The 10,836-nt window shown below is 69.2% G+C and carries 11 protein-coding genes; 3 read left to right on the top strand and 8 right to left on the bottom strand.

Features of this window, described 5'->3' with window-relative positions; all coding sequences use genetic code 11:
- The 3 genes from KILIM_RS07200 to KILIM_RS07190 form a co-directional block, all read right to left on the bottom strand.
- A partial coding sequence (locus KILIM_RS07200) for a hypothetical protein (protein ID WP_006591992.1) occupies positions 1–345 on the bottom strand: 345 nt, incomplete at its 3' end.
- Positions 346–852: 507 nt separating this feature from the next.
- The gene (locus tag KILIM_RS07195) at positions 853–1,128 is read right to left on the bottom strand and encodes a LysR substrate-binding domain-containing protein (RefSeq protein ID WP_083875978.1); all 276 of its coding nucleotides are present in this window, start codon (positions 1,126–1,128) and stop codon (positions 853–855) included.
- A 106-nt stretch (positions 1,129–1,234) separates the two neighbouring features.
- Entirely contained in the window at positions 1,235–1,783 is a 549-nt protein-coding gene (locus KILIM_RS07190) for an anthrone oxygenase family protein (RefSeq protein ID WP_006591990.1), read from the bottom strand.
- A gap of 97 nt (positions 1,784–1,880) precedes the next feature.
- On the opposite strand from KILIM_RS07190, the gene KILIM_RS07185 reads away from it, so the two are divergent.
- Positions 1,881–2,522, top strand: coding sequence for a TetR/AcrR family transcriptional regulator (locus KILIM_RS07185; protein ID WP_006591989.1), 642 nt, complete (start codon positions 1,881–1,883; stop codon positions 2,520–2,522).
- A gap of 71 nt (positions 2,523–2,593) precedes the next feature.
- On the opposite strand, the gene KILIM_RS07180 is transcribed toward KILIM_RS07185, so the two are convergent.
- The gene (locus tag KILIM_RS07180; RefSeq protein WP_006591988.1) at positions 2,594–3,679 is read right to left on the bottom strand and encodes a DsbA family protein; all 1,086 of its coding nucleotides are present in this window, start codon (positions 3,677–3,679) and stop codon (positions 2,594–2,596) included.
- Positions 3,679–4,932 carry an aminotransferase class V-fold PLP-dependent enzyme gene (locus KILIM_RS07175; protein ID WP_006591987.1) on the bottom strand — a complete coding sequence of 418 codons (1,254 nt, stop codon included), beginning with the start codon at positions 4,930–4,932 and terminating at the stop codon, positions 3,679–3,681. The genes KILIM_RS07180 and KILIM_RS07175 overlap by 1 nt, the downstream gene beginning before the upstream one ends.
- A 212-nt stretch (positions 4,933–5,144) precedes the next feature.
- On the opposite strand from KILIM_RS07175, the gene KILIM_RS07170 reads away from it, so the two are divergent.
- Positions 5,145–5,777 (top strand): hypothetical protein, encoded by a 633-nt coding sequence (locus KILIM_RS07170; RefSeq protein ID WP_157551561.1) that lies wholly within the window; start codon positions 5,145–5,147, stop codon positions 5,775–5,777.
- A 33-nt stretch (positions 5,778–5,810) separates the two neighbouring features.
- Here the strand turns inward: KILIM_RS07170 and KILIM_RS07165 are convergent, their stop codons facing one another.
- The 3 genes from KILIM_RS07165 to mmuM all read right to left on the bottom strand — a co-directional run bounded on the left by KILIM_RS07165 (position 5,811) and on the right by mmuM (position 10,104).
- Positions 5,811–7,601, bottom strand: a complete 1,791-nt coding sequence (locus KILIM_RS07165) for a purine-cytosine permease family protein (protein ID WP_006591985.1) — start codon at positions 7,599–7,601, stop codon at positions 5,811–5,813.
- Positions 7,602–7,662: 61 nt separating this feature from the next.
- Positions 7,663–8,988: an ABC transporter substrate-binding protein gene (locus KILIM_RS07160; protein ID WP_006591984.1), complete on the bottom strand. Its 1,326-nt coding sequence runs from the start codon at positions 8,986–8,988 to the stop codon at positions 7,663–7,665.
- A 183-nt stretch (positions 8,989–9,171) separates the two neighbouring features.
- A complete protein-coding gene (gene mmuM, locus KILIM_RS07155) occupies positions 9,172–10,104 on the bottom strand; it encodes a homocysteine S-methyltransferase (RefSeq protein WP_006591983.1) in 933 nt (310 codons plus the stop codon).
- A gap of 79 nt (positions 10,105–10,183) precedes the next feature.
- Between mmuM and KILIM_RS07150 the strand changes: the two genes are divergently transcribed.
- Positions 10,184–10,795 (top strand): PTS sugar transporter subunit IIA, encoded by a 612-nt coding sequence (locus tag KILIM_RS07150; RefSeq protein ID WP_006591982.1) that lies wholly within the window; start codon positions 10,184–10,186, stop codon positions 10,793–10,795.
- Positions 10,796–10,836: the final 41 nt, after the last annotated feature.

Below are 10,836 nucleotides of genomic sequence, written 5' to 3'. Positions count from 1 at the left end.
AACGGCGTCCTTGAGTCGGGCGACATCGGGGGTCGAGCAGGTCCGGGAGACCTCGTCCAGACAGCGGGCCTGCGCCGGAGCCAGCGGCACCCCGGCATCGCGGCAGGACTGCTCGACCCACGCGGCGGTCTTCGGGTTGTCCGACGCGGCGATGACACCACGCTCCCGAGCTTCCATCACGACGGCCGCCTGAAACGCCTTCGCCGCATTCACGATCTTCGCGGCCCCGGCGGCCAGCCCGGCCAGGTCATCGCTACCCAACCGGGTCAGATCCCCGGCGTGCTCCAGCAGCGTCGCGGACCCGGCATCGAGCCAGGTCACGAGGTCTGCTGCGGTGGGTTCCATACGGAAACACTATCGAACAGGATTTGTAACAGCAACACTACTAATACCTGAATCTCATTGCAGTACAAGGAGGTTCGGAACTGTTATTGAGGTGTTGAATTTCGTTGGAGCGCAGGCAATCTCGAGGCGCGTTTTGGCGCTCGCCAGAGTGATGTGCGTCACATTACAGAGGGTCTCGGGTGCGCCCCAAGGCGGCCGTCCGCGCCCGGCGCAGCCCGACGCAGGCGCAGTCCGAAGCAACCCACGGTGCCCACAGCCATCTCCTCACGAGGAGAAGCGCTCAGCCGACCCACCGCAGCGCCACCTACGCGCGGCGGCCGCGCAGGCCCCTGACCGCCGGGCTAAGCGGCCTGACTGACGGACCCGACAACCTGGCCGACGGACCCGACAACCTGACGGACGGCCCCGACGATCTGGCCGGCGATGCAAGAAGGTGCGAGACGCCCCCTAATGCCCGCAGAGCGCGCCAGCGCCCGCCATCCACGTGGCCGGGCGCTCTGGTTGGGGTCAGGCGGACCACTCGCAGCCGGTGGGGAGCGCCAAGCCGCGCCGCTGGGCATGGGTGATGACGTCCAGCAGTCCGGCCGCCGCAGGTGACAAGGGCCGCAGGGGATCCCGGATCACCCAGGTATCGCGCGTGACTACGGGCTCGACCAACTCGATCAGGACGGTGTCGGCGAACGCGGTCAGCGGCCCGACCAGAGCCGGCACCACTGTCACCCCCGCCCCAGCGGCCACCAGCCCGGCGACCGACCACACTGCTCGCTGCGGCCACCGGGCCATACGTCAATCCGACGCGTGCTGCTGTCTGGTCCACGAGTGTCCGCAGGCTGCTCCCAGTCAGCCCGGGTGACCAACTGCCTCAAGCCTGACCATCACCCGGCCTGCGTCAACCTCGGCCTCGGCCTCCGACGGCGCTGGCCACGCCGGCGACGGCCAAGAGGAGGGCGGCGCCGCTCGCGACGGTGCGGGCGAGATTCCAGGCCTGCCAGGTGCCGGAGTAGTCCAGCCAGAGGTCCCGGGCTGCGGCCAGGTCGGTGGGCACGGCCACGGCGGCGAGCGCCTCGTTCATCGGCACGTTGACGAGCAGGGTCGGTGCGAGGGCGCCACCGGCGTAGCTGATTGCCGCCGCCAGAAAGAACCACGCGGCGCGTCGCCGGCCGTGGGCCCGGGCGAGCAGTGCTGTCAGGGTCAGGGCGAAGGGTGTGCCGAAGAACGCCGGCGCGAAGACGACGTTGCGGACGGAGGCGTTCATCGCCTGCATCGCCGGGATCGCGACCCGCGGGTCCGCTGCATCCAGGCCCCACATCGTGGAGCACACCCAGGCGTAGAAGAAGCCGAAGATCGCGGCCGACAACAGGACCGCGAGCAGGCCGATTCCGCAGCTGAACACCCTGCCGGTGGTCGCGCCGCGCACCTGCGACGACTCCGCGTCCACCCTCGATGACTGTGGGAACACCAACGAACCAGACATGACCACCCCTGAAGCGAACCGATGAGTACGTTTAAACCGAACCCTACGGTACGCTTAAGGAATGCCGAATGCCAACCGCCGTGGACGCCTGCCAGCCGACCAGCGCGAGGCGCGGCGCCGGGAGGTTCTGGCGGCAGCCCTCGACGAGCTCATCGAGAGGGGCGCTGCCGGCGTCACCATGGCCGGAGTCGCCCGGCGGGCCGATGCGTCGAAGGAGACGCTCTACTCGTGGTTCGGTAACCGCGACGACCTGCTCGGTGAACTCATCGAGGCCAACGCCGACGACTCCGTGCACCGCGTGCGCCAGGCGCTCGAAGGCGCACCCGACGACCTGCCGGCCGTCCGTGAGGCGCTGATCGCCTACGCTCGAGCCCTGCTGACCCTGCTGACCAGCCCCGCCTCCATCGAACTCAATCGCGCCGCGATGACGACACCGAACCTGGCCGGGCGCCTCCTGACCTCGGGGCGGCATCGCGCGGGCCCGGTCGTCGAGGAGTTCCTGCACCGCCTGAACTCCGCCGGGCTGCTGCACATCGACGACCCCGCACGGGCCTACCGCACCCTCTACGGCCTCGTCGTGCGGGACAGTCAGATTCGCGTCCTGCTCGGCGAGGAGCCCCCGTCGTCTGCGCAGATCGACGCCGACGCCGAGGCGGCGGTCGAGGCATTCCTGGTGTTGCATCCCGGCACCCGCCTGCCCTGACTACATCCTGGGCGCCGCGCTGGTCAGGGGTGGACGCCGCCTGCGGCCGGCCGGTTGCGCGCTCAAGCGCCTCAGTTCGCCTCGGCCAGGTCCTGCGCCGAGATGGCGCCCATGTGCAGCCTGCCGTCGGCGATCATCGACGGGATCGTGACCGTCTGGATGTCGTCGTCGACGACGCGCTTACCCTCGGCGATGACGTCACGCACCCGGTCGGAGGCAGCGAGTTCGGCGATCTGCGCAATGGCGGCCTGGTCATAGCCCGCTCCGGCGAGCCACGCCTGCAGCTGGGCGGTGGCCTCTTGTGGTGAGGCGTCCTCGTTGAACCACGTCTGCCACGCGACCCCGTCGGGGCGCCGCCCGACGAAGATGTTCTCCAGGAGCAGCCAGTCGGTGGGGTTGTTCGCGTGCGTCCCGGCCTGCGCCTCGGTGAGCCGCACGGCGGTCAGGTAACGGGCGATGAGCGGCGAATTCGCGAACCGCGGCAAGAGATCCGAGCCGATCGGGTACACGATGTACGTCACATTGTTCTTCTCCGCGAATCCCGATTCACGAACATTGGCGAACAGCTGCGCACAGAATTGGCAGCCGGGGTCGATGACTTCCAACGCGGTCGGCCGGCCGTCGCGGTAGCCACCTTGGTAGCTGGCCTGCGGCAGGGCGTACTCCGCGGCATCCCACGACCGGAACATCCGCGGCAACGCCGACACCGTGTCACCGACATCGGCCGCCTCATTGCGTACCGCCCCGATCACATCACCGCTGCGCAGCGACTCCCCGAAACCCGGCCGGGCCGAGCCGATCCCGCACCCCTGCGTCGCCGACAGCGAACACGCCGCCGGATCTGCCTTGTCGCACGTGCCGTACACGGCGAGGTTCAGCCCACTGCGGGCCACGATGTACAGGCTGACCACCAGCGACAACACCATGACCCACGCGACGACCTCGATCGCCACCGACGCGGGCGCCACCAGCCGCGGCGCCCGCAACGCCAACGGCGCCAAGAGCGAATCCTTGACGTCTTGCCGAAACGTCGTGTCACACGGGCGAAAAGTCACCCGACGCGTCACGCAACTCCACGCCCGCCGCAGCAGCCGGCGGTACTTGGCCGACACCGCCGCCAGGAACAGCAGCACGATGAACGCGGCGATGCAGAGCATCACAGGCCTTTCATGAGGCGCCCCATTGTTTGCAGCACCCGTTCGATATCCGATTCAGTGTTGTGCGCCCCGAGACTGAAACGCACCAACGGCGGCAGGCCTTCGTTCTCCAACAACCAATGGTGCGCGCAGAAATAGCCGCTGCGCACCATGATCCCGCCCCGCGACAAGAACGCAGCCAACCGATGGCCGTCGACCCGACCCGGCACCACACTCACCAGCGACGAACCCCGACCGCTGAGAATCCGCAGGTTCGGCAACTCCGCGAGCCCGTCGAACAAGGCACTCGCCAGCCGCTCCTCCCGCGCAGACAGGTCTTCCCCGACGGCCCCCCGGTAGCCCGCCAACCACTCCAGCGCTGCTCGCAACGCGATGATCTCGCCCCACGCCTGCAGCCCCGGCTCCAGGCGCGTGTGCGGCTCGGGCAGCAGCTCGTACTCGGCGGCGCTCACCCCACTGACCTGGCCGCCGCCGATGAAAGACACGTCCAGGCTTTCCAGCAGCGCATTCGTGGCCGCCACCACCCCCAACGACGCCCCGTACAGCTTGTGCGCCGAAAAGCACACCGCGTCGGCGTTCAGCCCACGCACCATCGACCACGCGTGCGGCAGCGCCTGCGCCGCATCGACGAGGACGACCCCGCCCCGCTCGTGCGCCCGCCCGATCAGCTCGGCGAGCCCCCGAGTGGGAGCACCGTCGACATTGTTCATCGCGGAGATCACGATCAACGCGTCGTCGAGAATCGCCTCGTCGTACTGCAACTCACCTGTCGCGTCGCGGTCCAGCAACACCCGGTCGATCCCTGCCCGGCGCGCGAAGGTCATCGTCGGCAGAAACACCGAGTTGTGTTCCGTGTGGGTCGTGACGACCCGCGCGAAACGGCCGGCCGGAAGCTGGTGCAGCAGCAGGTTCAGCCCGTACGTCGTGTTCAGCGTGAACGAGGCCGAATACCGCCGCGGAGACAGGTCCAGCGCCTGCAGCACCGCCGCCCGCGCGCCCTCCACCTGATCGTCGACCTTGCGTCCCCACTCGTACTTCACCCGCTCACCGCAGGCGTTGTACGTCAGGTAGTAGTCGTTCATGGCGTCAATCACCGGCTGCGGGCGCAGCGTCTGACACGCCGAATCCAGATACACGCTGTCGGCGGGCAGGTACTCGAAGCCGTACCGCTCGCTCGAGGGCGCCGAGCCCGGGGCCGGCGAGGCGGGGGAGCGGGAGAACAAGCCCCGCAGTCCGGTGCGCTTCTCGCTCATCGACGTCGACTTCGCACAGCCCGCAGTGCCGGGGCGCAGGCACCTGGCGCCAGCCACCCGGGGCACCTAGCGCCTCGCGTCCGGCGGAATCTCAACAGCGTTTGTCCAGCGATACGCCCATATTACGTCCGGCACCGCGTCGCCCCCGAGCACCCGGGAGCGCCTGCAGCGGGTGTTTCGGAGGACCGGATATCGGTCGGTACTGTGCTCGTGTGAGCGCGAATTCGTCGTCTTCGGCGGCCGTCGGTATCAGTCCAGCCGGGCTGCGTGACCTGCCCAGGGTGTCGTGGGTCATGGCGCGGGCCTTCACCCCGAACGAAGGTGCGGCAGTCGCCGTGCTGCCGTTGATCGTGATCGTCAGCTTCTTGCAGGTCGTGCGCCGGGCGGCCTATCTGGATGAGACCCGAACCGGCCTGGTGTGCCTGTCGCGGCACCGCCCGATCGTCGACGCGCTCATCATGGGGGCTGTCTTCGTCGTACTGTTCGCGGGCTTCGTCATGATGGGCTACCTGGGCGCCGCCACGATCCCGGCGTTGGATCTGCTCGCTCTGGCGATGATGGCCTGGCTGCTCGCCGCGACCGTCCTGGGCGTCGTCTACATGTCGGGCAGTCTGACCACGCCCGTCGGGCGCGAGACCCCGCGACACCAGTTGCACACCATCGCCGGGCTGGCGCAGCTTCCCGGCACACGCCTGACCGCCGTACTGCTGGCGCGGCGCCTCGTGGCCGGTCTGCCGCCGGGCACGGTTGTCGCTACCGCCGCCGCCTCCGACACGCTGCACGGCCAGTATCTGCGACTCGGCTTCCGGCCCGGCAAGCATCGCCGGGCCTACCTCGTGGTCTGAGCCCGTCGCGGCGGGCTCAGACCACGCCGTGGGTCAGGACGCCTCGCTGCTGACCGGCTCGCGCTGCTCGGCTATGCGGGCGGCGCGGAAGCGCTGGGCGCGCGAGGTTGCCCGGCGCAGGTCGATCCACGCAAAGACGAAGTACGCCAGAGTGCACCAGATGGAGACGTTGTAGAACAGGTCGCGGTTGACGAAGTAGGTGTACAACTCCGGGCTGTTGAACATGACTCGCCACCCGAGGATGCACGGAATGATGAGCGCGACGATCCAGATCGCGCGAATCACCCAGGTCAGCGGCGAGTTGTCCTTAGGCATCTCTTCGTCGCCGAAGCCTTCTGCGCGGGCCTGCTCGGCCTGCACCTCACGCACCGTCTCGTCGAACTGACGGTCTGCCTCCTGCTCCGCGGCGAAGGGCTCACCCGCACCGACCGACCGGGCCCACAGCGTGTAGACCACGATCGACAACGCCCACGTCGGCAAGAACAGGTAGTAGTACGGCATGACGTGCAGCAGGTTCAGACCGAAGCCGAAGACGAGTGAAATCGCCCACGTGCCGATGGCCGGCACGTTGTGCGCGACCTTTTTGTAGCGCGCCCAGAATCGCGTCAGACCCATTCTCGGGAAGATGTGGTGTTCGGCGAAGACGATGCCGCCGACGGGCACGAGCAGCAGGCCCGCGTAGGTCAGCAGCGGAAGCATGTTCTGGTAGACGAACGGGAACACGCTCAGTGCGACGACGAACAATCCGACGATGAGCGTGACCTTCGTGCGCGACTGGTTCGGCAAGACGGCCTGCGCCGCCAGGCCGGCGCGATACAGGTTGGAGTTCGCGGTCGTCCAGCCCGCCACGATGACGATGACGAAGCCCGAGGCGCCCAGGGCGTAGAACGCGACCTCGCCCGGGTCGACCTCCACGATGCTGCGCATCGTCAGGGCCGCCGTGCCCGCACCCATGAGGCCCGCCGAGATCCACGCCACGTAGTGGCCGAACATCATGCCGGTCGCCGTCGCGATGCCGTAGCGCGCCTTCTTCGCGTACCGCAGCAGCGCCATGTCGATGAGGCCGAAGTGGGAGAAGGTGTTGGCCGCCCACGCGAAGCCCGCAATCTCCAGGATGCCGACGCCCGGCTCACCGGCGGCGTTGAAGCCGGTCCACACCGTGGCACCGGCAATGTCCATGAAGTCGCCGAAGCTGCGCAGCGTCGTGTAACCCGTGATCGACTCCGCCAAGGCCGGAATGAGCACCATGCCGCCGACGGTGAAGAAGACCATGAGCCAGGGGGCGCAGATGTTGGCGAATTCGGTGAGGACGTTGAAGCCGAACACCGCCACGAGCACGACGATCGCGCCGACCGCGCAGGCCACGAAAACGAACGTCATGCTCGTCGGGTAGGCGTCCACCTGTGGCGGAATGTTGAACAGCACCCGCACGGCAGTCGCCGACACCGTGATCATCGCCGCCGCGATCGTGCCGAAGATCAACACGTTCGCGATGTTGTAGATCTTCGACATCGACCCGCCGGCGACCCGGTCGAGGTAGGTGAACAGGCTCAACCGGGACTGCACCGCGATAGGCGCCGTGATGAGCCAGAACGAGAGCACCGCCATCGTGTTACCGATGATGAGCCCGATGAAGACGTCCCATACGCTCGCGCCCAATGCCACGAAGGTGGCGCCGATGACGAACTCGGTGGCCGCGACGTGCTCCGCGGCGTACAGGCCCGCGAAGTGCCGCCAGCCGTGCAACTTGTGTTTGGCGACGGGCAGTTGCTCGTCGTCCATCGTGGCGATACGGGCCCGCAGGTCTTGGGAGTCGTTGCTCATGTCACTTCGCTTTCACGGGCGCGAGCGGCGCAATGGTCGAGAGTTCGAGCGTCATCACGGATCAGTCCTGGGCGATGAACTCGGAGTGCTCCAGCACGCGGCCGGTCACCCATTGGGCGTTGTCCAGGGCCTCCGCCGGGCTGATCTGCCCCGAGACCGCCAGCGCGAACCGCGCTCCCACCGCCGTGCCGATGCCCGGGAACTGCGGGATGCCGACGTACTGGATGCCGCGGTAGGGCACCGGCTGCGCCGTCGGCTCGTCCGGGTTCGCGGCCTGGATCGTCGAGTACACCAGGGGCGCGAACGGCGCGGAGGCCAGGTACCACGGGTTGGCGTACAGCGACGCGCGGGTGCCGGGCGGCACCTGCGCCCAGCCGTAGTGCTGCGCGACCAGCTCGCTGTACTGCGGGGACGTGGCCCACGCCACGAAGCGGGCCGCCGCCTCCGGCTGCTTGGAGCTGCGGGCGATGCCCAACGACCACGACCACAACCAGGTGGCGTTCGGGGTGCCCTCGGGGGCGTCGGCGCTGCGGGGCGGGGGAGCGAAGCCCACGTGCTGGGCGACGCTGGAGGTGTTGGCGTCGGTGACCGCCGACGCGGCGGCCGTCGAGTCGACCCAGATCGCGCAGCCGCCCTGGCGGAACCGGTCGAGGTTCTCCTGGTAGCCCAGTTCGGCCGCGTTCGACGGGCCGTAGTCGCGCAGCAACTGCACGTAGGTGTCCAGCGCGGCGGTCCACTCCGGGCTGGTCAGCTGCGCCTGCCAGTTCTCGTCGAACCACCGTGCTCCGAACGAGTTGGCCATCGCCGTCACCAGCGCCACGTTCTCGCCCCAGCCCGGCTTGCCGCGCAAGCAGATGCCGGAGGTGTCACCGGTGTTCAGCACCCGCGCCGCGCCGGCCAGGTCGGCCCACGTCGGCTGCTCCGGCATCGGGAAACCCGCCTGCTGGAAGAGGTCGGTGCGGTACATCGTGAACGCGGCCTCACCGTAGAAGGGCGCCGCGTACAGCTGGTTGTCGTAACTGACCTCGCCCCGGATCGAGGGGATGAGGTCGTCGACGTTGTAATCGGCCGGCATCTGGTCCAGCGGGCGCAGCCACCCCCGCTCCGCCCAGATCGGCACCTCGTATGCGCCGACCGTCACCACGTCGAACTTGCCGGCGCCCGTCGCCACATCCGTCGACACCTGCTGCCGCAGCAGGTTCTCGGTGTCGGTCACCCACTCGAGGGCGATGTCGGGGTTGGCGTCGGTGAAGGCGTCGGCCAGCGCCCGCAACCGCTCCGTGTCGACGTTGTCGACGACCGCGATGGACAGCGTCGTCGTCGCCTGTCCCCGCGCCGGGGTCGCTCCTGCGAGCCCGGTGGCTCCGAGCGCGAGCGCAGTGGCCACCGTTCCTGCTAGCCACCGGATTCTTCGACGCACCATCATCACCTCGACAACGAGTCGGGACGTCGGCCTACGCGTCGCGCGGGCGGCGTCTCCCCTATTGGTGCTGGCACCCTACCCACGGCCGGGCGCCTTGGTGGCTGTGAGCGATTGCACCTTCACAGCACGGCACTAAACGGGTGTAAGTCAACGAGCGGAAGCCAATCCGGAGTGCATGTCGGCGATGAGGCGCGGGCTCACGCGACAGCAGCCGCCGACCAGCCGGGCGCCGCCGGCGACCCACTCCCGGGCGGCGGCCGCGCCGATCGTCGGGGCGCCGGTCCAGCGCCGCGCCGAGGCGTCCCAGCGCTCGCCACTGTTGGGGTAGACGACAGGAGGGAGCTCGGGTGCGCCGGCGGCGACGGCCGCCAGCACCTGCCCGGTCTGCTCGGGCGCGTAGCAGTTGGCGCCCACCGCGACGACGTTCGCGACGTCGGCGGCCATCGCGTAAGCCTCCCGCAGCGGCTCGCCCAGGCGGGTGCGCTCACCGTCGGCGGTCATCGACAGCCACGCCGGCACGCCCAGCTGCGCGACCTCGGCGAGCAGCGCCTCCGCCTCCGCCAGGCTCGGGATGGTCTCGAGCGCCAACACGTCGGCACCGGCGTCGGCCAGCACCTGCAACCGGGGCCGATGCCAGGCCCGCAACTGCGCCACGCTCAGCCCGTAGTCGCCGCGGTACTCCGAGCCGTCCGCCAGCGCCGCGCCGTAAGGCCCGACACTCGCGGCGACGAACCGGACCGACGGCCCGCCGGCTCCCGCTCCGGTCGCCTGCGCCGCCTCCCGCGCGAGGGTGACGCTGCGGCGCAACGCCACCGCCACCTCCTCGACCGGCCGGCCGGCCGCCGCGAAACCCAGCTCGCTCACCTGGTAGGAGGCCGTGATGGCGACCGCGGCCCCCGCGGCGAAGAAGTCGGCGTGCGCCGCCCGCACCGCCTCCGGCTCGGTCAGCAGTAGCCGCGCCGACCATAGGGTGTCGGACAGGTCGTGCCCGCGCGCCTCCAGCCGGGTGGCCAGCCCGCCGTCGAGCAGCAGCGGCCCGGCGGCGAGAGCCGCAGCGAAGGGAGAAGAACGGCGACTCATCAGGGAGCGGCGGCCCTTTCGGGGAGATGGACAAGGTCGCTATGGGATCGTAGTTGGATCAGTCGGGAGAGAGGCCGCCGTGAAAGACGAACTGCTCGCCACCTTCCAACGCGTGGGTCGTTTCGGCCCCCGAAAGCAGCAACGGCAGGAGCAGGTGAGCCCTGCCGAAGAGCCCGTCACCAAGGCGCCGGACGACCTCGACGCCTCCGACGCGGGCCCCCTGGCGAGCGGCCCCGGTGCGACGACCCTCGTGCGGGCCCCGCTGGACGGCACCATCGTCGACCTGGCGCAGGTCGAAGACCCCGCCTTCGCCCGAGGCATGATCGGTCCGGGCATCGCCATCGCGCCCACGTCCACGACGATCGTCAGCCCCCTCGCCGGCACGGTGGTGCTGCTGTTCGCCACCAAGCACGCGGTGGCGATCATGTCGCCGACCGGCGTGGAGGTGCTTGTGCACGTCGGCATGGATACGGTGCAGCTCAAGGGCGCCGGCTTCGAGGCGCACGTGACCCGGGGGCAGGAAGTGCAGGTCGGCACGCCGCTGATCACCTTCGACCCCGCCGTCATCGCGTCGGCCGGCCACCCCCTCACGACGCCCGTCGTGGTCACCAACGCCAAGAAGTTCGGCGCCCCGGTGGTCGTCGCCGAGGGGCAGATCAGCGCCGGCAACGACCTGTTCACCGTCGCCTAGACCAGTTCACCGTCGCCTACGGCAGTCGGACCGTCGAGGCC

It is taken from the genome of Kineosphaera limosa NBRC 100340, assembly GCF_000298215.1.
Lineage (GTDB): Bacteria > Actinomycetota > Actinomycetes > Actinomycetales > Dermatophilaceae > Kineosphaera > Kineosphaera limosa.
Note: the sequence above shows the minus strand (reverse complement) of the source record. Positions and strands in the feature narration are given on the sequence as shown.

Bases quoted from the DNA above. Each gene is read 5' to 3' on its own strand.
- KILIM_RS07180 (WP_006591988.1), bottom strand. From the start codon at position 3,679: ATGCTCTGCATCGCCGCGTTCATCGTGCTGCTGTTCCTGGCGGCGGTG.
- KILIM_RS07175 (WP_006591987.1), bottom strand. From the start codon at position 4,932: ATGAGCGAGAAGCGCACCGGACTGCGGGGCTTGTTCTCCCGCTCCCCC.
- KILIM_RS07165 (WP_006591985.1), bottom strand. From the start codon at position 7,601: ATGAGCAACGACTCCCAAGACCTGCGGGCCCGTATCGCCACGATGGAC.
- KILIM_RS07185 (WP_006591989.1), top strand. From the start codon at position 1,881: ATGCCGAATGCCAACCGCCGTGGACGCCTGCCAGCCGACCAGCGCGAG.
- KILIM_RS07195 (WP_083875978.1), bottom strand. From the start codon at position 1,128: ATGGCCCGGTGGCCGCAGCGAGCAGTGTGGTCGGTCGCCGGGCTGGTG.
- mmuM (WP_006591983.1), bottom strand. From the start codon at position 10,104: ATGAGTCGCCGTTCTTCTCCCTTCGCTGCGGCTCTCGCCGCCGGGCCG.